The sequence below is a fragment of the Streptomyces sp. NPDC005791 genome, from assembly GCF_042871485.1.
Lineage (GTDB): Bacteria > Actinomycetota > Actinomycetes > Streptomycetales > Streptomycetaceae > Streptomyces.
The window spans coordinates 243,251-266,871 of sequence record NZ_JBIAIP010000008.1; the positions used below are offsets into that span (position 1 = coordinate 243,251).

General features: G+C 71.9%; 21 protein-coding genes. 13 read left to right on the plus strand and 8 right to left on the minus strand.

Translation table 11 applies throughout. From position 1 onward, the window contains the following. Positions 1-26: 26 nt before the first annotated feature. The gene (locus ACFYSH_RS17960; protein WP_359465953.1) at positions 27-797 is read left to right on the plus strand and encodes a type VII secretion system-associated protein; all 771 of its coding nucleotides are present in this window, start codon (positions 27-29) and stop codon (positions 795-797) included. Beyond that, positions 790-1,398, plus strand: coding sequence for a type VII secretion system-associated protein (locus ACFYSH_RS17965; RefSeq protein WP_359465952.1), 609 nt, complete (start codon positions 790-792; stop codon positions 1,396-1,398). The genes ACFYSH_RS17960 and ACFYSH_RS17965 overlap by 8 nt, the downstream gene beginning before the upstream one ends. Positions 1,399-1,431: 33 nt before the next feature. Here the strand turns inward: ACFYSH_RS17965 and ACFYSH_RS17970 are convergent, their stop codons facing one another. Further along, complete coding sequence (locus ACFYSH_RS17970) at positions 1,432-1,803, minus strand: VOC family protein (protein WP_359465951.1); 372 nt, start codon at positions 1,801-1,803, stop codon at positions 1,432-1,434. A 91-nt stretch (positions 1,804-1,894) separates the two neighbouring features. Between ACFYSH_RS17970 and ACFYSH_RS17975 the strand changes: the two genes are divergently transcribed. Both ACFYSH_RS17975 and ACFYSH_RS17980 read left to right on the plus strand, forming a co-directional pair. Beyond that, positions 1,895-2,356 (plus strand): MarR family transcriptional regulator, encoded by a 462-nt coding sequence (locus tag ACFYSH_RS17975; RefSeq protein WP_359465950.1) that lies wholly within the window; start codon positions 1,895-1,897, stop codon positions 2,354-2,356. Between the two features lie 342 nt (positions 2,357-2,698). Further along, entirely contained in the window at positions 2,699-3,316 is a 618-nt protein-coding gene (locus tag ACFYSH_RS17980; RefSeq protein ID WP_388753498.1) for a TOPRIM nucleotidyl transferase/hydrolase domain-containing protein, read from the plus strand. Between the two features lie 53 nt (positions 3,317-3,369). On the opposite strand, the gene ACFYSH_RS17985 is transcribed toward ACFYSH_RS17980, so the two are convergent. Next, positions 3,370-3,975, minus strand: coding sequence for an SMI1/KNR4 family protein (locus ACFYSH_RS17985; protein WP_388753500.1), 606 nt, complete (start codon positions 3,973-3,975; stop codon positions 3,370-3,372). 283 nt (positions 3,976-4,258) lie between these two features. On the opposite strand from ACFYSH_RS17985, the gene allB reads away from it, so the two are divergent. Then, complete coding sequence (gene allB / locus ACFYSH_RS17990) at positions 4,259-5,596, plus strand: allantoinase AllB (RefSeq protein ID WP_388753503.1); 1,338 nt, start codon at positions 4,259-4,261, stop codon at positions 5,594-5,596. A gap of 802 nt (positions 5,597-6,398) precedes the next feature. After that, on the plus strand, positions 6,399-7,967 hold the full coding sequence (locus tag ACFYSH_RS17995; protein ID WP_359475114.1) for a polysaccharide lyase family 1 protein: 1,569 nt from the start codon (positions 6,399-6,401) through the stop codon (positions 7,965-7,967). Between the two features lie 307 nt (positions 7,968-8,274). Here ACFYSH_RS17995 and ACFYSH_RS18000 read toward each other — a convergent pair whose 3' ends face one another. After that, positions 8,275-9,063, minus strand: a complete 789-nt coding sequence (locus ACFYSH_RS18000) for an IclR family transcriptional regulator (protein ID WP_359475117.1) — start codon at positions 9,061-9,063, stop codon at positions 8,275-8,277. 98 nt (positions 9,064-9,161) lie between these two features. On the opposite strand from ACFYSH_RS18000, the gene ACFYSH_RS18005 reads away from it, so the two are divergent. The 3 genes from ACFYSH_RS18005 to ACFYSH_RS18015 all read left to right on the plus strand — a co-directional run bounded on the left by ACFYSH_RS18005 (position 9,162) and on the right by ACFYSH_RS18015 (position 12,953). Beyond that, on the plus strand, positions 9,162-10,133 hold the full coding sequence (locus tag ACFYSH_RS18005) for a 5-dehydro-4-deoxyglucarate dehydratase (RefSeq protein WP_359475120.1): 972 nt from the start codon (positions 9,162-9,164) through the stop codon (positions 10,131-10,133). 119 nt (positions 10,134-10,252) lie between these two features. After that, complete coding sequence (locus ACFYSH_RS18010) at positions 10,253-11,590, plus strand: gluconate:H+ symporter (RefSeq protein WP_359475122.1); 1,338 nt, start codon at positions 10,253-10,255, stop codon at positions 11,588-11,590. A 34-nt stretch (positions 11,591-11,624) separates the two neighbouring features. Continuing rightward, a complete protein-coding gene (locus ACFYSH_RS18015; protein WP_359475125.1) occupies positions 11,625-12,953 on the plus strand; it encodes an enolase C-terminal domain-like protein in 1,329 nt (442 codons plus the stop codon). Between the two features lie 124 nt (positions 12,954-13,077). Here the strand turns inward: ACFYSH_RS18015 and ACFYSH_RS18020 are convergent, their stop codons facing one another. Next, a complete protein-coding gene (locus ACFYSH_RS18020; RefSeq protein ID WP_359475128.1) occupies positions 13,078-13,953 on the minus strand; it encodes an SDR family NAD(P)-dependent oxidoreductase in 876 nt (291 codons plus the stop codon). 148 nt (positions 13,954-14,101) lie between these two features. Between ACFYSH_RS18020 and ACFYSH_RS18025 the strand changes: the two genes are divergently transcribed. Further along, complete coding sequence (locus ACFYSH_RS18025; protein ID WP_359475131.1) at positions 14,102-15,040, plus strand: LysR family transcriptional regulator; 939 nt, start codon at positions 14,102-14,104, stop codon at positions 15,038-15,040. 271 nt (positions 15,041-15,311) lie between these two features. On the opposite strand, the gene ACFYSH_RS18030 is transcribed toward ACFYSH_RS18025, so the two are convergent. After that, complete coding sequence (locus ACFYSH_RS18030; RefSeq protein WP_359475134.1) at positions 15,312-16,277, minus strand: hypothetical protein; 966 nt, start codon at positions 16,275-16,277, stop codon at positions 15,312-15,314. 176 nt (positions 16,278-16,453) lie between these two features. Here ACFYSH_RS18030 and ACFYSH_RS18035 point away from each other — a divergent pair, with 176 nt between their 5' ends. Both ACFYSH_RS18035 and ACFYSH_RS18040 read left to right on the plus strand, forming a co-directional pair. Continuing rightward, complete coding sequence (locus ACFYSH_RS18035) at positions 16,454-18,727, plus strand: heavy metal translocating P-type ATPase (protein WP_388753510.1); 2,274 nt, start codon at positions 16,454-16,456, stop codon at positions 18,725-18,727. A 162-nt stretch (positions 18,728-18,889) separates the two neighbouring features. Next, complete coding sequence (locus tag ACFYSH_RS18040; RefSeq protein ID WP_359475140.1) at positions 18,890-19,342, plus strand: NAD(P)H-dependent oxidoreductase; 453 nt, start codon at positions 18,890-18,892, stop codon at positions 19,340-19,342. Between the two features lie 6 nt (positions 19,343-19,348). Here the strand turns inward: ACFYSH_RS18040 and ACFYSH_RS18045 are convergent, their stop codons facing one another. The 3 genes from ACFYSH_RS18045 to ACFYSH_RS18055 are packed head-to-tail and all read right to left on the minus strand — an operon-like array spanning position 19,349 to position 22,547. Then, positions 19,349-21,295, minus strand: coding sequence for an ABC transporter permease (locus ACFYSH_RS18045; protein WP_388753513.1), 1,947 nt, complete (start codon positions 21,293-21,295; stop codon positions 19,349-19,351). A 25-nt stretch (positions 21,296-21,320) separates the two neighbouring features. After that, positions 21,321-22,103, minus strand: coding sequence for a molybdate ABC transporter substrate-binding protein (gene modA, locus ACFYSH_RS18050; RefSeq protein WP_388753516.1), 783 nt, complete (start codon positions 22,101-22,103; stop codon positions 21,321-21,323). 48 nt (positions 22,104-22,151) lie between these two features. Next, a complete protein-coding gene (locus tag ACFYSH_RS18055; protein WP_359475149.1) occupies positions 22,152-22,547 on the minus strand; it encodes a helix-turn-helix transcriptional regulator in 396 nt (131 codons plus the stop codon). 384 nt (positions 22,548-22,931) lie between these two features. Here ACFYSH_RS18055 and ACFYSH_RS18060 point away from each other — a divergent pair, with 384 nt between their 5' ends. Then, complete coding sequence (locus tag ACFYSH_RS18060; protein ID WP_359475152.1) at positions 22,932-23,579, plus strand: TetR family transcriptional regulator; 648 nt, start codon at positions 22,932-22,934, stop codon at positions 23,577-23,579. Positions 23,580-23,621 lie beyond the last annotated feature (42 nt).

A 23,621-nucleotide genomic window follows, 5' to 3' on the forward strand; every position in this document is an offset into this window, starting at 1 on the left:
CGGCGTGACTGTATGGAGCGACCCCCATGCCGATCTCTGACGGACGGCCGGACGCCGCCCGCGGGCCGATACCCGTTCCCGGCGCGGCGCCCGCTGACGTGTCCGCGCGTCCGTCCGCACCCGTAGGGCGGGACCAGCCGGACTTCCCGGTGCCGCCCGGGGACATCGTCGCGGCGGCCCGTACCGCCCCTGAACACTGGCTGTCGGTGACGGACAAGCACTGGCTCGGCGAGACGGACGACGACCCCCCGCCCCCGTGGGCCGTACTCGGCCGCTGGCGCACCGACACACACGGCGAGATCGTCGAGTGGGAGGCCAACCCGGACTACCGTCCCTCGCCCGCCGCGCTCGGCTGGGCCGCACCGGTCAGCGACGCCGACGCCGCCGTGCACCTGGCCGCCACCGGTTACGGTCCGGACGCGGATGTCACCGAGGCCCTTGCGGAGGCAGGCACCGTGGCCGTGTGTGTGGCCGGGGACGGGGAACCGGCGTGGACGCGGGCGCCCGGTGGCGCGCTCGCGGTGTCCGTCTTCCCCGTGCCGCCCCAGGCGTCGGCGGACCGTCTGCCCCCGCATGTGCTGATGGCCCTGCCCGACCTCCTCGACCGGCTGCCCGCCGGCCGGGACGTGCTGTTCCTCAGCTCCTCCGCCCCGGCCGCCCTGCTCGTGCCGGCGGACGACCTGCGGGAACGGTGGGCGGAGGCGTCCGGGGAAGCCGCACCCGGCGCGACAACCCGAACCTCCGGGCGCCTGCGCGCCGACTCGGACAACCCCAGCAAGCGAGGACATGATGAGTGACACCGGCGCCGCCGAAACCCCCGCCGCCCCCGAGGCCCCAGCGCCACCCGAGGAGTTCGTCCAGGCCGCCAGGCTCGCACCCGACCACTGGCTCTACCTGGCCGATCCCGCGTGGCAGGGGGAGGGCCCGCCGCCGGAGTGGGCCGTGGTGGGCCAGTGGCGCTCCGACTCCGACGGCGAGATCGTCGAGTGGGAGGACAACGAGGCCTACAGGCCGTCACCCGAGGCGATGGGATGGCCCGAGCCCGCCGATGACGTGGACCGTGCCGTCCAGCTCGCCACCACCGGGTACGGCCGGGCGGAGGACGTCACCTCGGCCCTGGCCAGGACCGACGTGGCGGTACTGGTCACCGCGGACGGTGAGCCGGTGAGCGCGTCGGCGCCCGACGGCACTGCGGTGGTGCCGGTCTACACCTCCCCTCGCTACCTCCAGGCCGCCGGGCAGCTGGGGTTCGAACGTCTTGCGGTGGTGGACCTGCTCCCCCGGATCCCTCCGGGTCACGCCCTGTGCCTCAACAGCTCGGCCCAGGTCAGCATGGTGCTGAACACGGACGGGCTCGCGGACGTGCTACGGGAGACGGGGGAAGGGGAAGCCGAGTAGCAGTCGGGGACGCCTGGGAGCGGTCTGTCGGGGTCAGCCCCCGTGCGCCGTGAGTCGGTAGCCCTCGGGGCCGGTGAAGGAGAACATCGGCCCGAACGGGCTGTCCCGCAGAGGGCTGACGTCCTGCGTGCCCGCGGCCAGGAGTTGCTCGCGCAGCCCTTCGGCGTCCGCGGTGCGCAGCCACAGTGCCACGCCCAGGCCGGGGTGGGCGTCACCGTCCAGGTCGACGCCCGGCAGAGGCTCGCGGACGGCGAACGGGACCGGAGTGGTGGTGAAGACGACCGCGCCGGGAGGGGAGGAAGGGGCCCGGCGCAGTCCGAGACGCTCCTCGAAGAACGCGGCTGCGGTGGGTACGTCCCTCATCTGCAGGGCGATGAAATCAGGTCCTTCGACGGTGGCGGGCATGGTTCCTCCAGGGCTTGATGGCAGAACTGCATGTCAGAACTTTGACATGACGACCGTAGGCGTCGGCCCTTCGGCATGTCAAAATGCTGACATGGAAGATCGTGTGCCCGTGCCCCCGCCCCACTCCGCCGACGACGTCACCGAGCACGTGGGGTACCGCCTCAAACGCGCCTCGGCCGCCCTGCGCGGCGCCATGGACAAGGCGCTGCGCGACCATGACCTCACCGTCCCGCAGTACTCATGCCTCGAACTCCTCGACGAACAGCCAGGGCTGTCGAACGCCGACCTCGCTCGCGGCACCTTCGTCACCCGGCAGTCCGCCAACGTCGTCCTCCGCGGACTCAAGGAGGCGGGGCTCATCACCCGGCCGGCCGCCGCCGATCACGGCCGTGCTCTGCCCGTCCACCTCACCCCCGCCGGACGGGAGCGGCTGCACGCGGCGCGCGGTGCCGTCTACGCCGTCGAGGCGCGGATGATCAGGGCCATTCCCGCGCGGCGCCTCACCGCACTCCTCGTCGAACTCGACACCATGACGGAGTCCCTCGAGGAGTGAGCCGGACGGTGCCCGACCGTGGACGCGGGAGTTCCCGTGACCCGCGCCACACGCCGGGGCCGCCGGTCGCACACGGGCGGTGGTCGATGCCACGGCGGTCTCAGGCGGGGAGCCCTTAGGGCGTGTTTCGAAAGTAGCGCTGTCCGCCCGAAGGGCGGGCCTGGCGGCGTCTGGTGCGTGCGATCGCAAGGCGGAGGGTCGCCCCGATACTGGATGTATCGGGGTGATCCCGACAACGCGGCGAGCGTGCGTGCCAGGCGTCGCCAGGCAGGCGGGACTTTCGAAACACGCCCTAGGGGTAATTCGCTGTCGTGAGGCCGGGGCGCGGGGCAGACTCGTCCCATGGCTGACATGGGCGCGTTCCGGGCAGCGGTCACCGCGTGGGCGGCCGGTGGCCCCGGCGGCCCCGCGCGTGAGCTGGCCGCGCGGGTGCGGGTCCGGGCGGTCGTCCTGCTCGAGGGGCTGAGCGACGCCGCCGCTGTCGACGCGCTGGCCGCGAGCCGTGGCCGGGACCTGGCGGCCGAAGGGGTCTGCGTCCTGCCGATGGGCGGCGCGATGAGCGTCGGTCGCTTCGCCGGCCTGCTCGGCCCGCCCGGGCTGGACCTCCGCCTCACGGGACTGTGCGACGAGGCCGAGTGGGGTTTCTACACCCGCGGCCTGGCGAGGGTGGGCGCGACGGAACAGGGGTTCTTCGTCTGCGCGGCCGATCTGGAGGACGAGCTCGTCCGCGCCCTGGGCCCGACGCGTGTGGCAGAGGTCGTCGAGGCGGAGGGGGACCTGCGTCCCCTGCGGACCTTCTTGCACCAGCCGGCGCAGCGGGGCCGTACCGCCGAGCAGCAGTTGCGGCGTTTTCTCGGCACGAAGAAGGGCCGCAAGATCCACTACGGCCGCGTCCTCGTCGAGGCCCTCGGCCCCGGCCATGTACCCGCACCGCTCGAAGGGCTGCTGGCCGGGGTGTGAGCCGGTGGACCGGCACCGGGAGGGGGATCGGCGCCTTCACCGCGCCGTTGTGTTCAGCACTCCGGTTCCCGGACCGGGTCGCCCGAGTCGTGGGTCCTGTCGGGACGGGCCGCTCCGGCACCATCGGGAGCGGCCTGCCGAAGCGGTGACGGCGTACGGGTCTCGAGCGCGACGGCGACGTCCCGCAGCATCGAGCCCGTCGAGGGCCACAACGGGGCTCCGAGACCCCAGCGCTCGTGGTCCCACAAGAAGACCGCGCCGTGGTGCTCACCGGGCCGAAGGCCGACTACGAGGCCGTCGCCGCCAGGACTCATCGCGATCGGAACGAACTCCGGCAGGAAGCAGGCTTCCTCCTCGCCGTCCCGATCGCTCAGGAGCCTGTCCTCCTGCGCGACGAGCAGCCATGTCTCCCGTGCGTCCAGAGCCTCTTCCAGTGCCACCGGGGCGAACGGCCCGGGAATCCAGTAGTCGGCGCTGACATCGCCCAGGGCCCACCACGCCCGTACGTCGGCGGGCAGGGTCACCGCCAGCTCGGCCTCGACTGCGTCAAGGCTCCCCGCATCCGCCGCCGGCCTGATCGGAGTCGTGCGGGCGTGCCCCCTCAACTGGATGCCGATGCGGTCCCACGAGTCCCGCACTCCATGATCAACAGACATCATGGCTGACAGTCTCCCAGGTCCACTCCTGCCTGGCCCCGGGTGTGGCGCATCCCGTGCGGATGCTGTCTTCGCGGCGAAGTCGCCCGCCCGTAACCCTTGACGCCGGCCTCCGGTGAAAACTACGTTTTGGTGTGCGGAAATCAACTTCCACTTGATGGAAACCTCTGAAACCTCTCCCGGTCGCCAGGGTCCGTGGCGCGCAGCCTTCCTCGAAGTACGACAGAAGGAGCGGGCCGGCCCCCGGTCCCGCACGAAGAACAAGCTCAGAAGAGGAGGGGCATCCGTGCCCGACGTACAGCTGGTGTTGCGTTCGACGCGTGTCATCACCCCCGGAGGGACGCGCCCCGCGTCGATCGCCGTCTCCGGCGGCACCATCGTGGCGGTGCTGCCGTACGACGCCGAGGTACCGGCCGGCGCCCGCCTGGAGGACGTCGGTGACCACGTCGTACTGCCGGGACTCGTCGACACCCACGTCCATGTGAACGACCCGGGCCGCACCGAGTGGGAGGGCTTCTGGACCGCCACCCGCGCGGCCGCCGCCGGTGGCATCACCACCCTCCTCGACATGCCGCTGAACTCGCTGCCGCCGACCACCACGGTCGAGCACCTGCGGATCAAGCAGGAGGTCGCCCGCGCCAAGGCGCACGTCGACGTCGGTTTCTGGGGCGGCGCGCTGCCCGACAACGTCAAGGACCTGCGCCCGCTGTACGACGCGGGTGTCTACGGCTTCAAGTGCTTCCTCTCGCCCTCCGGAGTGGACGAGTTCCCCGAGCTCGACCAGGAGCAGTTGGCGAACTCCCTCGCGGAGATCGCGGGCTTCGGCGGCTTGATGATCGTGCACGCGGAGGACCCGCACCACCTGGCCGCGGCCCCCCGGCGCAGCGGTGGGAAGTACGCCGACTTCCTCGCCTCCCGGCCCCGCGACGCCGAGAACACGGCGATCGAGAACCTGATCGCCCAGGCCCGCCGGCTGGACGCCCGCATCCACGTACTGCACCTGTCGTCCTCGGGGGCGCTGCCGCTGATCGCGGCAGCCAAGGCGGAGGGCGTCCGGGTGACGGTCGAGTCCTGCCCGCACTTCCTCACGCTGACCGCCGAAGAAGTCCCGGACGGTGCGACCGAGTTCAAGTGCTGCCCGCCGATCCGTGAGGCGGCGAACCAGGACGCCCTGTGGGAGGGGCTCGCCGACGGGACGATCGACTGCGTCGTCTCCGACCACTCGCCCTCCACCGCCGCACTCAAGACCCCCGACTTCGCCTCCGCCTGGGGCGGCATCTCCTCCCTGCAGCTCGGGCTGCCCGCCATCTGGACCGAGGCACGCCGCCGCGGCCACGGCCTGGAGGACGTCGTGCGCTGGATGTCCGCGGGGCCCGCGCTCCTCGCCGGTCTGGAGAGGAAGGGTGCGATCGAGACGGGGCGGGACGCCGACTTCGCGGTCCTCGACCCGGAGGCGACGTTCACGGTCGACCCCGCCGAGCTGGAGCACCGTAACCGGGTCACCGCCTACGCCGGCAAGACCCTGCACGGTGTCGTCACCTCCACCTGGCTGCGCGGAGAGCGCATCCTCGACCACGGCACCCTCACCGAGCCCACCGGACGCCTCCTCGACAGGAACGGCTGACAGGTCCGCGGGGCCTCCGGCCTCAGCCGATGGACACCACCCGCGACCACCCGGGTGGCCCGGCGGCACGGCGATCCCGCGGACGCCCAGCCAGAAGGAGAGGCGGGAATACTCGAACGCGGTATCGGTGAGCATCAGCATCCACCTTGCGCGGTCGGGACCCCCCATCTGTGTACGCATGGAGTAGTCATCGGCGGGAGCGTAGCCCGAACCGGGCCATGGGAACCACACCATGCACGGAAGCGGGCCCGCCGGGGCCGGGGACGCCTGAACCAAGTTCGCAGAGCGCCGAGTTGATCCTCCTGGGGGACGCCGGGCGCGATCGAGTACCGGCCTGTGGGCCCTGTGGCCGTCGACGGGCGTGTGCGGTGTCCGGGGCCCGGGCTGCGGTCGTGAAGCCGTCCACCGGCACGCGCGGGTGTCGCACGGTGCAGCTCGATTCTCAAGTGTCATGAACCTTGTCAGTTTGATGACGGGCGCTCTATTGTCACGGGAAGAAAGCGCTTTCCCCTTCTGGGTCACCTCCGGTGGAAGCGTCCGTCGCGTCGGCCGTCGCGGCGGTCGCGCATGAGCCGCCACCGGTCCGGCCCAGGGCTTCATCCGGGACGTCGGCCGCTGCTGCGGCCGGCAACCGCGCCACATCCGGGGCCCGGCGGACATCGCCGCCCCACCGCTCGGAACGAACGTGCACAACCGGCCGACGGAAGCTGTGCGGTGTCATGCCCTCAGCTCCGCCGGTTCGCCGTTGCGACCGCGGCATGGAGCAGCAACACAGCATGTGAAGACGAATGGGGACACGAAGATGAGACGACCAGTCGCCCTGCGACTCAACGCCGCGCTGGCCACGATGGCCGTGGCGGCCGTGACCGGTGTCGTGATGTCGATGCCCGAGGCGTCCGCTGCGGTGACCGGCAGTGCCACCGGCTTCGCCACCCAGAACGGCGGGACCACCGGTGGTGCCGGCGGGAAGACGGTGCGGGCCACCACGGGCACCGCGATCCACGCGGCTCTGTGCGGGCGGGCCAGCAGCAGTACCCCGATCACCATCGAGGTCGAGGGCACGATCAACCACGGCAACACCGCGAAGGTGTCGGGCGAGAGCTGCAACACGGCCGCCGGTGTGATCGAGCTCAAGCAGATCAGCAACGTCACGCTCGTCGGCGTCGGCAGCGGGGCGGTCTTCGACCAGCTGGGCATCCACATCCGGCAGTCCAGCAACATCATCATCCAGAACGTGACGGTCAAGAACGTCAAGAAGTCCGGCTCGCCCACCTCCAACGGCGGTGACGCCATCAGCATGGAGAGCGACGTCCGCAACGTCTGGGTCGACCACACGACCCTGGAGGCGTCGGGCGGTGAGTCGGAGGGATACGACGGCCTCTTCGACATGAAGGACAACACCCAGTACGTCACGCTGTCCTACAGCACCCTGCGCAACTCCGGCCGCGGTGGCCTCATCGGGTCCAGCGAGTCCGACGTCTCGAACGGCTACGTCACCTTCCACCACAACCTGTACGAGAACCTCGACTCGCGCGCACCTCTGCTGCGGGGCGGCATCGCGCACATCTACAACAACTACTACGTGAAGCTCAACGAGTCCGGCATCAACTCCCGGGCCGGCGCCAAGGCCAAGGTGGACAACAACTACTTCAAGGACTCCAAGGACGTCCTGGGCACGTTCTACACCGACGCGGCCGGCTATTGGCAGGTCAGCGGGAACACCTTCGACAACGTGACCTGGTCGGCCCGTAGCGGCGACAACCAGCCCGCGGGGCCGAACCCGACGTCCAACACCACTGTCAGCATCCCCTACTCCTTCAAGCTCGACGGTGCGAGCTGTGTGCCGGGGATCGTGGCCGAGACGGCGGGGGCCAACAAGGGGCTGAAGGTGTCGGACGGCAACTGCTCTCCGCAGACGCCGGACCCCACCGACCCGACACCGGACCCGACGGACCCGACGCCGGACCCGACGGACCCGACGCCGGACCCGACCGACCCGCCCACCGGCTCCAACCTCAGCATCGGCGCGGGTGCCGACGGCTCCAGCAAGGCCAGTGGCACGAGCTACGGCAACGTGCGGGACGGTGACATGAGCACCTACTGGTCGCCGGCCGGCTCGACGGGTTCCGTCTCGGTCAAGTGGGGCACCGCCACCTCCGTCTCCAAGATCAACGTCCGTGAGGCGTCCGGCTCCGCCGGCAGCATCGGATCCTGGAGGATCCTCAACGGCGACACCGGTGCCGTCCTGACCTCCGGCAGCGGGGCGGGCGTCATCGCGGTGCCGCAGACCTCGCTGAAGAAGATCACGCTTCAGATCACCGGTGCGACCGGGACGCCGAAGGTCGCCGAGTTCGAGACGTACGCCGGATAGTCACGCGGTCCCGGCCCTACCCGGGACCGCGTGTCGTCCCGGAATCCTCCGGGGCGGCCATCCACGCATGAGGCAGCGACGCCGGGACCCCGGCGTCGCTGCCGCACGTTCGGAACGGGGGCCGCCGAACGCGACGGCCCCCGTTCCGTCACGGCAGAAGCCGGGCCGGGTCGCTCGTGGGGGAGGGTGATGGCTGAGCCCGGGGCAGCCTGCACCACCTGCCGGCGAACCCGATCCGCTGCCCGCGTCCGGGGCGCCGCGACAACTGACCGTGACCGGCCGCATTCCATGGGCGCCTGGCCGGTGGTCAGCGCCAGTCGGGGGCGCCCGAGGCGGGGGACAGGACGCTCTCGATCTTCGTCCGGATCTCCCGCATGACCGCCACCACCCGGGCCTCGTGCTCCTCGCTGAGCCGCGCCACCGGCACCGAGCAGCTGATGGCGTCGACGGCCGGTGAGTCGTACCGCAGGGCGAAGCCGAAGCCGGCGATGCCCGTCACCGTCTCCTCGCGGTCGATGGAGTAACCGCGATCCCGCACACCGGCGAGGTCGGTGAGCAGTGTGGCGCGCTCGACGTGCGTGTTCTTTGTGCGGGGTTCCAACGGCCCCTCGGGGAGGGGTAGTTGATAGTCCGAGCGCTCGGCGAGCAGCGCCTTGCCGAGTGCTCCGGCATGTGCCGGGATCCGGCGGCCGACCCGGCTGATGGTGCGCGGGTACTCGTGCGACTCGCGTGTCGCGAGGTAGACGACGTTGGGGCCGTCGAGTCGGGCCAGGTGGATCGTCTCGCCGAGTGCGTCCGAGGCCTCGTCCAGGTAGGGGCGCGCGGCGCGCACATGAGGATCGCTGTCGAGATAACTCGTCCCCGTGTGCAGGGCACGGATGCCGATGCCGTAGAGCGAGCCCGTCGTGTCCGTACGCACCCAGCCGCAGTCGATGAGGGTCCGCAGGAGTTGGTACATGCTGCTGCGCGGCACGCCCAGTTCCTCGGCGAGTTCGTCCAGGCGGGCCGGACGGTCGCCCCGGGCGGCGAGGAGCTCGAGCAGCGCGACCGTGCGGGACGCCGACTTCACCCCACGGACCCCGCTGTTCTCCGGCATGTTCCTCATCTTAAATCCGCGCTGTCGCACCCATTGACCCCGCTGTGTTCACCCGCCTAGCCTCCGTTCTCATACGTATACGCCATCTGCATATGGGGATGAGTTCTGTGGAGCGGTTCAGTACGGACGCCGACGACGTCACCCAGCGGCTGCGGGAGGGCATGGTGAGCGGGGTGCTGTCCTTCCCCCTCACCAGCTTCCGGGACGACGGCAGCCTCGACCTGGACTCGTACCGGGCGTATCTGGCCGCCCAGGTGGCCACCGCCCCCGGCGCCTTGTTCCCTGCCTGCGGGACGGGCGAGTTCGGCGCGTTGGACGAGGACGAGTACCGCGCGGTCGTCCGGGCCGCGGTCGAGGCCGCCGACGGCCGGCTGCCCGTGGTGGCGGGTACGGGATACGGCTGGGCGCAGGCGCTTCGCTTCGCCCGCATCGCGGAGGAGGCGGGAGCCGACGCCCTGCTGGTCATGCCCCACTACCTGGTCGCGGCCCCGCAGGACGGTCTGGTCGAGCAGTTGAGCCGAATCGCGGCCGGCACCCGGCTGCCGCTGATCGCGTACCAGCGCGGCCAGGTCACCTTCACCGCCGGGAGCGTGCGGCGGATCGCCGGCATCCCCACCGTCATCGGCCTCAAGGACGGGCACAGCGACCTCGACCGGCTCCAGCGCCTCACCCTCGCCGCACCGGACGACTTCCTCTTCTTCAACGGTGCGGCGACCGCCGAGATCCAGGCGCGCGCCTACGCCACCGTCGGCGTCCCCGCCTACTCCTCGGCCGTCCACGCGTTCGCGCCCGAGATCGCCGACGCGTTCTTCACCGCCCTGCGGGCCGGCGACGACGTGGTGACACAGAAGCTGCTGCGCGACTTCTACGTCCCGTTGGTCGAGCTGCGTGACCGGGTCCCCGGCTACGCCGTGTCCCTGGTCAAGGCCGCGGCCCGGCTGCGCGGACTGCCGGTGGGCCCCGTACGCGCCCCGCTCACCGACCCCGGCCCGGCCGACCTCGCCGACCTGGAGAAGGTCCTCGACGCCGGGCTGGACCTGGTCGGCGCCACCCGCCGCCGTACCGCCTGAACCGTGCCCCCACCGCTCGGCCGAGGCAGGCCGGCGGTTCGCCCCCACGCCCCCACGACCTCACCCCCCCCACAGCCCCAACCCACCCCCACAGTCCGACAGTTCAAAGGGGAACTGACATGCCGCTCCTCGTGGTCGGGATCAGCGTTCTGGTGCTGCTGCTCCTGATGACCCGCATGAAACTCAACGGCTTCGCCGCCCTCCTGCTCGTGGCGGTCGGTGTGGCCCTCGTCCAGGGGATCCCGGCGATCGAGATCCCCGATGTCCTCTCCGCGGGCATCGGGGACCAGATCGGCGACACCATGCTCACCATCGGCCTCGGCGCCATGGTCGGCCGGGTCATGGGCGACTCCGGAGCGGCTCAGCGGATCGCGGGCAAGCTGCTCGACGCCTTCGGGCCGCGCGGGGTCCAGCTGGCCATGGTGGTCACGTCCATGCTCATCGGCGTGACCATGTTCTACGAGGTCGCCTTCATCATCATCGTGCCCATCGCGTTCACGCTCGTCCGCGTCACCGGGGTGAACCTGCTCTGGGTCGGCCTGCCGATGTCGATCTCCCTGTCCACGATGCACAGCTTCCTGCCGCCGCATCCCGGACCCACCGCCGTGGCCGCGACCTTCCACGCGTCCGTCGGCCACACCCTCTTCTACGGCCTCTTCATCGCCGTACCGGCCGGTGCGCTCATCGCGCTCCTCTGGCCGCGCCTGCCGTTCGTCAAGGCGATGAACCCCTCCATACCCACGGGCCTGGTCAGCGAGCGCGAGTTCACCGACGAGGAGATGCCCGGCATGGGCTGGTCGCTCTTCGTGGCCCTCTTCCCGGTGGTCCTGATCGCGGGTGCGGCCGTGACCGACATGCTCACGTCCGGCGAGAGCCCGTTCCTGCACGCGGTCGCCTTCATCGGGTCGGCACCGATCGCGCTCCTGCTCGCCCTCCTCCTGGCGGCCTGGGCGTTCGGCCCCCGGATCGGCCGCAGCCTGGCCGACGTCAGCGCCTCCTGCACCTCGGCGGCCAAGGCGATGGCGATGATCCTCCTGGTCATCGGGGCGGGCGGCGCCTTCAAGAACGTCCTCGTCGAAGGCGGGATATCCGACTACATCAAGGACATCACCGAGCACTGGGCGGTCTCGCCGATCATCCTGGCCTGGCTCATCGCCGCCATCCTCCGCATCGCGCTCGGCTCCGCCACCGTCGCCGTGGTCACCGCCTCCGGTGTGGTGCTGCCGCTCCTGGCGGGAAGCGGTGTCCACCCCGAGATGATGGTGCTCGCCGTCTCCTGCGGATCGATCGCCTTCTCCCACGTCAACGACCCGGGGTTCTGGCTGTTCAAGGAGTACTTCAACCTTTCGGTCATCCAGGCGATCAAGGTCCGCACCGGCTACACGACGGTGCTCGCCGTCCTCGGTCTCGGCGGCGTCCTGGCGGCCGAATGGGCCCTCGACGTCCTGAACCTCTGAAGCCCCGCCTCTCACACCCAAGGAACCGAAGAGCATGAACCAGCCGACCATCACCCACTTCGCCGTCTATCCCGTCGCCGGCCGCGACTGCATGGAGCTGAACCTCTCCGGCGCCCACGGCCCCTTCTTCACCCGCAACATCGTCGTCCTCAAGGACTCCGAAGGACGTACGGGGCTGGGTGAGGTGCCCGGTGGCGAGAAGATCACCCGGACCCTGCGGGATGCCGAGTCGCTGGTCGTCGGAGCGAAGCTGGGCGACCACAAGCGCGTCCTGCGGGATGTCGGGCGCCGGTTCGCGGACCGCGACGCGGGCGGGCGAGGCGCCCAGACCTTCGACCTGCGGACCACCGTGCACGCCGTCACCGCCGTCGAGTCGGCCCTCCTCGACCTGCTCGGCCAGCACCTCGACGTACCGGTGGCGGAGCTGCTGGGCGACGGCCAACAGCGGGACTCCGTACGGGTGCTGGGCTACCTCTTCTACGTCGGTGACCCCGGCCGCACCGACCTGGAGTACGTACGCGAACCCGGTTCCGACGTCGACTGGTACCGCGTCCGGCACGAGGAGGCCCTCACCCCCGAGGCGATCGTCCGGCAGGCCGAGGCCGCCCACGACCTCTACGGCTTCCGTGACTTCAAGCTCAAGGGCGGAGTCCTCGCGGGCGCGGAAGAGGTCAAGGCCGTACGCGCGCTCAAGGACCGCTTCCCCGCCGCGCGCATCACCCTGGACCCCAACGGCGCCTGGTCACTGCGCGAGGCGGTGGAGCTGTGCTCGCCCCTGGTGGGCACGCTCGCCTACGCCGAGGACCCCTGCGGCGCGGAGGACGGCTACTCGGGGCGCGAGGTCCTCGCCGAGTTCCGCCGTGCGACGGGACTGCCGACCGCGACCAACATGATCGCCACCGACTGGCGGCAACTGACCCACGCCCTGGCCCTGCAGTCCGTGTCCATCCCGCTGGCAGACCCGCACTTCTGGACCATGCAGGGATCGGTGCGTGTGGCCCAGTTGTGCAACGCGATGGGCCTGACCTGGGGGTGCCACTCCAACAACCACTTCGACATCTCGCTCGCCATGATCACGCACTGCGGTGCCGCCGCCCCGGGCGAGTACAACGCCCTGGACACGCACTGGATCTGGCAGGAGGGGCTGGAGCGGCTCACCGTCAGCCCGCCGCGCGTCACCGACGGCGAGATCGCCGTCCCCGACGCCCCCGGCCTGGGTGTCGAGCTCGACATGGACCGCCTTCTGGCGGCCCACGAGCTCTACCTGGAGAAGGCCCTGGGCGCGCGGGACGACGCCGACGCCATGCAGTACCTCGTCCCCGGCTGGACGTTCGACGCCAAGCGGCCCTGCCTGGTGCGGTAGGCGCGGGCCGGTCCCTGCCCGCGCGCCGCCTGCGGTGTGGCGGGGACGCGCACCGCCTGTTGATGGCCGGCGCCCCGGGCGGGCCCGGATCCCGCCGGGTCGCCCCCCCGGTGCTGATGGGTCGTCAGGAAACGTGGTCCGCCGCCACCATGAGCCCCTTCGTCCACACGCGCACCGCCTCGGTGAGTCCGGGTGTGACGAAGGCCAGGAGCGTGTCGTCCACCGCGCCGTCGGGCCCGATCACCAGGCCGGTGCGTCCTGCCAGGCCCGGGTCGGTCGCGGCGGCCAGGGGGCCCCTCGCCGCAGAGGTGACGGGAGCCGAGACGCCCTGCTGGATCTGTTCCCAGTGGGGCCGCAGCGCCGGCGGCAGGATGTCGATGGTCATGTGTGCGGCGTTGTCGGTCGCGGCGGCGCCGGGATCCGCGGCGAGGACCGAGATGCCTCTGGGTGCGAGACGCTCGGCGAGCTCCACCGTGTGTGCGAGGTGGGCCAGTTTGGCCCGCCCCGTGGCGGCCAGACCGTAGTGGGGGCCCGGCGGTTCGGCGTCGTCGAACACGGTCTGCGCCGCGGCTATGGCGCTCGACGTGACGTTCACGATGCGGCTGGGAGCCGCGGCGGCGAGCGCGTCGAGAAGGGCCTCGGTGAGGACGTACGGCGAGAGGTGGTTGAGGGCGATGCTCGCCTCGATGCCCTCCGGACTCTCCCACCGCTCGGTCCACATGCCGCCCACGTTGTTCACCAGCAGGTCCAGGGCACCTTCGCCGGCGAGCCGCTCTCCCAGCCGCCGGGTCTCGGCGAGGGAGACCAGTTCCGCGCGGACGAACCGTCCCGCGCGGCGTCCGGCGGCCTCGTCGATGCGGGCCACCGCCGCCTCCCCACGGACCTGGTCGCGGGCGACGAGGGTGACGTCCCATCCCTGACGTGCCAGTCCGAGGGCCGTCTCCAGCCCTATGCCGCCGGTGCCGGCCGTCACCACTGCCTTCGGGGTGTGCTCAGTCATGCCGTGCTCCCGTTCGATGCTCCGTCGGCGAGCGGGTGCCGCCCTCCGTCCGTCCCTCCAGCAGACAGCCTGGGCGTCGGTCATGGAAGGTCCGATCCGGCATGGCCCGATGCCGCACCGGCATGGCACCAGGTGGCAGGATGTCCCCATGGGTGACGTGGAGATCCGGCAGGTCCACTACTTCATCGCCGTGGCGGAGGAGGGCAACTTCACCCGTGCCGCGCAACGCCTGGCGATGACGCAGCCCGCACTCTCCCGGGCGATCCTGGCCCTGGAGAGGACCATGGGCGCCGCGCTGCTGCTGCGTACCCCGAAGGGCGTCACGCTCACCGCCGCCGGTCACGCGATGCTCGAAGAGGGCAGGTCCCTGCTGGCACAGGCGGGGAACGTCACCTCGCGGGTACGCCGGGCGGCCGAGCAGCAGGCCTCGGTCACGGTGACCGGCCCCGGCTGCGACGCGGTGCTGCTGGACGGGATGATCCGGTCGTACAACGAAGCCGGCCCGCCGCACCCGGCCCGGATGACCGTCGGCACGATCGACGACCAGCTCGACCGGCTGCGCTCCGGACGGGCCGATCTCGCACTCTGGCGGGCTCCGCTGCGTGAGCAGGGGCTGGACAGTGTGGTGCTGCGCCGCGAAAGCGTCAGTGTGCTGGTCGGCGCCCGGCACCGGCTGGCCGGCAACGGCACCTTGACGGTCGCCGATCTCGCCGGTGAACCCGTGCTCGACTGGGTGGGCCCGGGGCCCCAGCTCAACGACCCGGGCCTCTGGCCGGACGGACGGCCCGGCGCGCCGGGGCCTCAGGTGAGTGACGGCCTGCAGATGCTGGCAGTCGTCAGGCTCGGACAGGCGGTCGCGCTCGCGGCATCGCTGCCGGACGGCATCGGCGCGCCCGAGGGAACCGTCAGTCTCCGCCTGGAGGACGGGCCGGCCGTGTCTCTGCGGCTGGTCTGGCCGAAGGAGCGGACCACGCTGGGCATCCGGCGCTTCGTCAGGCACACGGTCGCGTCGTTCCGGGCGTCCGAGCGGGGCGGGAGGGCGCCGGACGGGGCCCGGGAGGCCCGGCCCGCCGCGTCGGCCGGCTGAGCCGCAGGAGCTGCGGACGACGCCGCCTTCGTCGACGCGGACATCGCCCCGCACGCCGCCGTGGTCGCGGCGGCCCACAATCCCGTACTCCCGGCGCTGTTCACCGAGTTCGTCCGCGCTGCGCCGGGGGCTGACCGACCTGCTCGAGCTGCCCTCCGATGACGACCCGAATCACGGTGACGACGGCCATGCCGCACCGGTGGACGCCGTCACCCGGGGGACGGGGGCGCGGCAGGCCGCACGCCGCGCGAGGAACTGGAGCTGAGGCTCGTCAGTGCCCGTGGCCGCCGGTCCCGTGCCCGCCCGAGGAGCCGTCCGCGGACTCGCTGGGGGAAGGAGTTCCCATCGCCGTTCCGGACGGGACGGTGAACGCCGCTGTCCGGACGACCCCGTCGTGCTTGAAGTCCAGGAACAGCCGGTAGGCGGCGGAGCTGGGCGCCGTCGCGGTGAAGGAGATGTCCGGCCCCGGTTCGGTGGCGCCGTCGCCGGGTGCTCCGTCGGGATGGACGTGGAGATAGGCGAGATCGCCGGCGCGCAGGGCGACGAGATGGCCGTACGCGCCCAGATGGGGTTGCAGGTCGGAGACGGGCCGGCCGTCCTTACGTACGGTGAAGGCGATGCGCTCCGCTGTGCCGGGACGCAGGCTTCCGTTCAGGGAGACCGTGTACCCGTCGACCGAGGTCGTCAGGGCGGGCTTCGGGAGTTCCGCCGCCTTGTACGTCCCGGAGACGGCCAGATCCGCGCCCAGGGTCAGGTCGTCGGCGTTCTTGCCGGCGGGCGTGAAGTCGGCGAAGACCCGGTAGTCGCCCGCTGCGGGCAGCTCGACAGGGGTGCTCCACGTGCCGTCGGCAGCCCGGGTGGGATGCAGGTGGCGATAGGTGCGCAGGTCGCGTGAGGCGAGGATCAGATGCAGTTCCTTGTCGTGCTCGCGCTGGAACGCCGTGATCTGCCGGCCGGCCCGGTCGCGAATGGCGAAGCGCAGCTCGCTCTGCTGTTCCGCCTTCACGCGGGGGGTCTTGAGGTCGAGCGTGTAGCCACCCTCGGAGATCTGGAGCCCCCCGGCGGGAGGGTCCGTGCGGCCGTCGTCCGCATGGGGCGCGGCGCTCACCGGATGGCCGGAGCGCTCGGGGGCGCCGGTGTCGGGGTGGGGGCCGAAGGTGAGTCCGACGCCGTAGGCGCCGCCGAAGGACGCGGCGAGCGCGGCGGTGAACGCGGTGATCTTCGCGGCGGGGTTCATGACTGCTCCTGTGTCTCTGCGAGGCCGAGGTCCGACACCATGAGCGTATACCCTTAGGGGGTATGTGTACGCGCCTCTCCGGGGCTTGCGCCACATACGGGTGGGGGGTATACCTGGAGTCGAGATGAATACCCATGAGGGGTATACTGGATGCCGTTCGGACGAGGAGCAGGAAAATGATGCCCACGACATCTGGCGCCGCCCGGGTCGAGCTCGCCATCGGGGGCATGACCTGTGCCTCGTGCGCGGCGCGGATCGAGAAGAAGCTCAACCGCATGGAGGGCGTGGAGGCCACCGTCAACTACGCCACGGAGAAGGCCAGGGTCACCTTCTGCGACGACGTCTCGGTCGACGACCTCATCGCCACCGTCGAGGCCACGGGGTACACCGCTCAGCGCCCCGCCCCGCCCCGCCCGGAGCCCGGCGAAGCCGGTGCGCCCGCCGGCGGCCAGGGTGAGGACGAGCGAGCCGACGTCGAGCTGAGGACCCTGCGCCAGCGGCTCCTCACCGCCGCCCTGCTCGCCGCGCCGGTCATCGCGATGGCGATGGTCCCGGCCCTCCAGTTCGAGTACTGGCAGTGGCTCTCCCTGACGCTCGCCGCCCCGGTCGTCACCTACGCGGCCTGGCCCTTCCACCGCGCGGCCTGGACCAATGCCAGACACGGTGCGGCCACCATGGACACCCTGGTCTCGGTCGGTACGTCGGCCGCGTTCCTGTGGTCCCTGTGGGCCCTCTTCCTCGGGACCGCCGGAATGCCGGGCATGACGCACCCCTTCGCGTTCACGATCTCCCGCAGCGACGGTGCGGGCAACATCTACCTGGAGGCCGCCGCCGGTGTCACGGCCTTCATCCTGGCCGGCCGGTACTTCGAGGCCCGCTCCAAGCGCAAGGCGGGCGCCGCGCTCAAGGCGCTCCTGGAGCTGGGCGCCAAGGAAGTCACCGTGCTGCGCGAGGGCCGTGAGATCACCCTGCCCACCGCCGGTCTGAGCGTCGGGGACCGCTTCCTGGTCCGTCCCGGCGAGAAGATCGCCACGGACGGGATCGTGGTCGAGGGTGCGTCCGCCGTCGACGTCTCGATGCTCACCGGCGAGTCGGTGCCCGTCGAGGTCACCGTCGGTGACTCCGTCACGGGTGCGACCCTCAACGCCGGCGGCCGTCTGGTCGTCGAGGCCACCAGGGTCGGCGCCGACACCCAGCTGGCCCGTATGGCCGCGCTCGTGGAGGAGGCCCAGAGCGGCAAGGCCGCGGCCCAGCGCCTGGCCGACCGGATCTCCGCGGTGTTCGTGCCGGTCGTCATCGGCCTGGCGCTCGCGACACTCGGCTTCTGGCTCGGCTCGGGTGCCGGACTCACCGCGGCCTTCACCGCGGCCGTCGCCGTACTGATCATCGCCTGCCCCTGCGCCCTGGGCCTGGCCACACCCACCGCCCTGCTGGTCGGTACCGGACGAGGGGCCCAGCTCGGCATCCTGATCAAGGGGCCGGAGGTCCTGGAGACCACGCGCCGGGTCGACACCATCCTTCTCGACAAGACGGGCACCGTCACCACCGGTCGCATGGCGCTGCTGAAGGTCCACACCGCCGGGTCCACGGACGAGGCCGACGTGCTGCGGCTCGCGGGGGCCCTGGAACACGCCTCCGAGCACCCCATCGCCCGGGCCGTCGCCGAGGGCGCCGCCGGGAAGGTCGGCGTGCTGCCCACTCCCGAGGACTTCGTCAATGTCCCGGGCCTCGGTGTCCAGGGCGTCGTCGAGGGCCACGCCGTCCTCGTCGGCCGCGAGAAGCTGCTGGCCGAATGGGCCATCGAGCTTCCCGAAGAGCTCAGGGACGCCAAGGACGAGGCCGAGCGGGACGGCAGGACCGTGATCGCGGTGGCCTGGGACGGTGAGGCGCGCGCGGTCCTGGAGGTCGCCGACGCGGTCAAGGAGACCAGCGCCGAAGCCGTCCGGCGGCTGCGTGCTCTCGGGCTGACACCCGTCCTGCTGACCGGCGACAACAAGGCGGTCGCCGCGTCCGTCGCGGCCGAGGTCGGTATCGACGAGGTCATCGCCGAGGTCATGCCGCAGGACAAGGCCGACGTCGTCAGGAAGCTCCAGGCGGAGGGCCGCAGCGTCGCCATGGTCGGCGACGGTGTCAACGACGCCGCCGCACTCGCCCAGGCGGACCTCGGCCTGTCCATGGGGACCGGCACGGACGCCGCCATCGAGGCCGGAGACCTGACCCTCGTACGCGGCGACCTGCGGGTCGCGGCCGACGCGATCCGGCTCTCCCGCAGGACACTGGGCACGATCCGCTCGAATCTGTTCTGGGCCTTCGCCTACAACGTGGCAGCCCTCCCGCTCGCCGCGGCGGGCCTGCTCAACCCGATGATCGCCGGAGCGGCCATGGCCTTCTCGTCGGTCTTCGTCGTCGGCAACAGCCTGCGCCTGCGCGGCTTCCGCCCCGCCGCCTGAGGCCGATCCCGGTGCCTCGTGCCCGTGCCCGGCACCCCGTGCCCCGACGCCGCACGGCGGCGGCGGGGCGCGGCGACGGCGGGGCGCGGCGACGGCGGGGCGCGGCGACGGCGCGGCGCGTCGCGGTTTGCGTCCGGCGGGCCCGGGCGGCAGGGTTCGGGCGTGGCCACTCTGCTGATCGTCCATCACACGCCCTCGCCCAACTGCCAGGCCCTCTTCGAAGCGGTGGTCTCCGGCGCGACGACGGAGGACATCGAAGGCGTGCGGGTCGTGCGACGGGCGGCGCTCTCCGCGACGGCGTCCGACGTGCTCGCCGCCGACGGCTATGTGCTCGGTACCCCGGCGAACCTCGGGTACATGTCCGGCGCCCTGAAGCACTTCTTCGACACGGTCTACTACCCGTGCCTGGACGGGACGAAGGGCCGGCCCTTCGGCTACTACGTGCACGGCGGGAACGACGTCACCGGCGCCGTACGGGGCATCGAGACGATCACCACGGGTCTCCGATGGCGCCGTACGGCCGACGCCGTGACCGTCACCGGCGAGCCGGGCAAGGCCGACACCGAGGCCTGCTGGGAACTCGGCGCGACGCTCGCCGCCGGACTGATGGACTGAGGGGCACTATCGCGGGACGAGGGTCGCCTCGGTCGCCTTCACCCCGGTCCAGACGGGCACCCCTTCCGCCAGACCCAGTTCGGCGGCGGCCTGCGGAGTGATCTCCGCGACGAGATCGGGTGCCTCCGCGGAGGAGATCAGGACACGCAGCCGGCTGCCGCTGGCGGTGATCTCGCGGACCGTACCCGACCAGACGTTACGCGGGCTGCCGCCCGGCCTCTCGCGGTGGACGGACACGGCTTCGGGGCCGATGACCGCGAGGGCGGGAGTGCCGGGGGACAGTGGCTCGGCCGCGACGAGACGACCCCCGCCGGAAAGCCGGAGACCCTCGGCCGTGGCCGTGCCGGGCCAGGCGTTGCGGCCGAGCATCCGAGCGACCCACGGGGAGCGCGGATGACGGGTGACCTCGCCCGGCGGTGCGTCCTGCAGGGCCCGGCCCTCGTCGAGTACGAGGACGCGGTCGGCCAGCGAGACGGCCTCGACGGGATCGTGCGTGACGATCAGACAGACGCCCCCGTAGCCGTCGAGGTGGGTGCGCAGGGTGTGGCGTACCCGGGCGCGGGTGGTCTGGTCGAGGGCGGCGAGCGGCTCGTCCAGGAGCAGCAGCCGGGGACGCGCGGCCAGCGCGCGGGCGAGCGCGACCCGCTGGGCCTGGCCGCCGGAGAGCTGGGCGGGTGCACGGTCGGCGAGGTGTCCGACTCCGAGGCGGTCGAGCCACTGCCGGGCGCTGCGCCGGGCCTCGGCGCGCGGGACCCCGTGGGCGCGGAGCCCGTAGGCGGTGTTGGCCAGCGCGGAGAGGTGAGGGAAGAGCGCGCCGTCCTGCGGGACCCACGCCACGCCCCGCCGGTGCGGGGGCAGGCCGCCGGTGTCGGTGTCCCCGAGACGCAGTGCGGCGTGGGCGCGTGGCGTCAGCCCGAGGAGTGCGCGCAGCAGAGTCGTCTTGCCCGCACCGTTCGGACCGACGACGGCGATCGTCGTGCCCGGTTCCGCGTCGAGGGTGAGCCGGGTGAAACCGGTGACCTCGGCGTGCAGAGGCCAGCTCTCGCGGGGGGCCGGGGGCGCGGCGGAGGCCGGCGGGCCGTCCGCGGGCGGCTCCGTACCGGGCTCATCGGGCGTCGTGACGGGGCGGCGCGCGGCAGCGACGGCGCCGGGCGCGCCGGTCCAGCGTCCCCGCAGGGCGACCAGCACCGCCATGGCGATGGCGAGCAGCAGCAGCGAGACCGAGGTGGCCGCCTCGGGGGAGTCCTGGAGCAGCAGATACACCTGGAGGGGAAGGGTCTGCGTGGTGCCCGGCAGATTCCCGGCGAACGTGATGGTCGCGCCGAACTCACCCAGCGCCCGGGCCCAGGTCAGTGCCGCGCCCGCGGCCAGGCCGGGGGCGACCATGGGCAGGGTCACGGTGAAGAACACCCGCACCGGGGAGGCGCCCAGGGAGGCGGCCGTCTCCTCGTAGCGTGGATGCAGGCCGCCCAGGGCACCTTCGAGGCTGATGACGAGGAACGGCATCGCGACGAAGGCCGCGGCGAGGACCGCGCCCGAGGTGTGGAACGGCAGGGTGACGCCGAAGGTGGTTTCCAGCCAGGGCCCGAGGAGCCCCCGTCGGCCGAACGCCAGCAGCAGCGCCACCCCGCCGACGGTCGGCGGCAGCACCATCGGCAGCAGGACGAGTGAGCGTACGAGGGCCTTGCCGGGAAAGTCGACGCGGGCCAGCAACCAGGCCAGCGGCACTCCCAGCACGAGCGACAGCCCGAGAGCCCAGGCGGAGACGAGCAACGACAGCTTCAGGGCCTGTGTGGTGCCGGGACTCGTCAGATGCGCGCCGAGCTCACCCCAGGACGTCCGCGCCAGGACGCCGGCCAGCGGCAGCACCAGGAACACGACGGCGAGCAGGGCAGGAAGCGCCAGCACGAGCGGGGCGCGGGGGCCGGACGGGCGGCTGCGGATCGGTGTCAACGCGATTCCCTACGGTCCGGCCTGGTCACGGCTTCTGGAAGCCCGCGGCCTGAAGGATCTTCTGTGCCTCGGGCATGGACAGCCAGGACACGAAGGCGGCTGCGGCCTCACTGTTCCCGGACGACTTCAGTGTCGCGGCCGGATAGGACGCGATGGCGTTCTGTGCGTCCGGGATGTCGATCGCGTCGACCTTGTCGGTGGCGGTGGCGGCGTCCGTCCGGTAGACGAGGCCGGCGTCGGCCTCCCCGAGTGCGACCTTGCTGAGGACGGCACGGACGTTGGGCTCCTGGGAGACGGGCTTCACGTCGATCCTCCGGGCGTCCAGGATCTCCTTGCCGTAGCGGCCGACAGGCACCTCGGGTGCGGCCAGGACCACCTTGAGCGCGGGATCGGCGAGATCCGTGAGGCTCTGGACCTTCTCGGGATTTCCCTCGCCGGTGGCGATGACCAGGCGGTTCTTCGCGATGACCACCGGCTTGCCGGTGTCCGCCGTCAGCCCGTCCATCGTCCGGGTGTCGGCGGTGACCAGCGCGTCAGCGGGAGCGCCCTGCCCGACCTGGGCGGCGAGCTCCTGCGACCCGGCGAAGGAGAACGTCACCTTCGTGCCGGGATGCTCCTTCTCGTACGCGGCACCCGCGGTCGCGAAGACGTCGGTCAGCGAGGAGGCGGCCAACACGGTCAGCCCGGTCTCCGATGCCGCGGAGTCCCTGCCGTCGTCGCCGCACGCGGCCGAGGTGGCGAGCAGAGCCGCAGCCGACAGGACCGCGGCGCCGGCCCGGCGGCCGGTGGGAGTGAGGGGGAAGGGCATCGGAGGAGCTCCTCGGTAGGGCGCCGCACGCCGACGGCGGCTGCCGCGTCAGGCGCGGTCGATGTGGACGTTGGTCGACTTCACGCGGGCCGTGGCCCGCATGCCGACCTCGAGTCCCAGCTCCTCCACGGCTTCCCGGGTGAGGAGCGAGACGAGGCGGTGCGGGCCGGCCTGGATCTCGACCTGGGCCGCGACGTCTCCGAGCTTCACCGCGGTGACGATGCCCGGGAAGGCGTTGCGCGCGGAGGTGTAGGGGGCCTCCTCCTCGCCGGGGCCTGCCTGGGCGACCTCGATCGAGAAGGCGGCCAGGTCACGGCCGTTGATGAGACGGCGCCCGCCCTCGTCGCGATGGGTCGCGACCCTGCCGGCGTCCGCCCACCGGCGGGCGGTGTCCGGGCTCACGCCGAGGAGACGAGCTGCCTGGCCGATGGTGTAGGACTGCATGTGCGACACGATAGGAGGAACACGCGCGCACTTACAACGCGCAGACGCTTTTCTCCTCGCGGATGCGATGCCGGTGTGTCGAGCCGGACGCTCCCCGGGCAGGCGCGCGCCGCAGCGGCTTTGCGCCAATTCCGGGGTTGCGCGGAGCCGGGCGCCCTGGCTCCCGGAGCCGACAGGGCATGCCGGGGCGACGATCGCCGGGGGCCGGACCACCGCCGCCCGCAGGCTGATCGCCGCAGGTGACAGGGGCGCCGCGGGGCTCCGGCAACCGTTCCGTGGCGGGAGTGCGAGCATCTCGGCCATCTTTAAGTCAGCTGCTTGACCGACGAGTCGACGGCGGATTGCCTGGACGCCGCGAGACGCCTTCGGCCGAGGAGACGGCGAATGGAACGGACGGCGCGGGCCGAGCAGGTCAGCGAGACCAGGGAACGGATCCTGCACGCGGCGGAGCGGCTGTTCGCCGAGCGCGGCGTCTACGCGGTGTCCAACCGCCGGGTCAGTGAGGCCGCGCGCCAGGGCAACAACGCCGCCGTCGGCTATCACTTCGGGACGAAGGCCGACCTGGTCCGGGCGATCACCCGGAAGCACAGCCGGCAGATCGAGGAGGCCCGCGCCCGTCTGCTGGTCCGCATCGAAGGCTCCACGGACGTAGGGGAGTGGGTGGCCTGCCTGGTGCGCCCCACCACCGAGCACCTGGCCGCGCTGGGCAGCCCCAGCTGGTTCGCACGGTTCTGCTCCCAGGTCATGACCGACCCGGCGCTGCAGGACATCGTGGCCGAGGAGTCCCTCGCCTGCCCGCCGACGCTACGGGCCCTCGAAGGGCTGAACCGGTGCCTGCCCGACCTGCCGGCCGACGTCCACGTCGAGCGGGCCGCCATGTCGCGCAACCTGATCCTCCACACCTGCGCGGAGCGCGAACGCGCCCTCGCCGGGAACACCTCCACGCCCCGCACGACCTGGCACGACACCGCCACCGGTCTGATCGACGCGGTCGTCGGGCTCTGGGCGGCACCGGTCACGCCCTGCCGCTGACGGCTCTCCGACCCCGATCGGCCCCAGCCGATCCCCACCCGC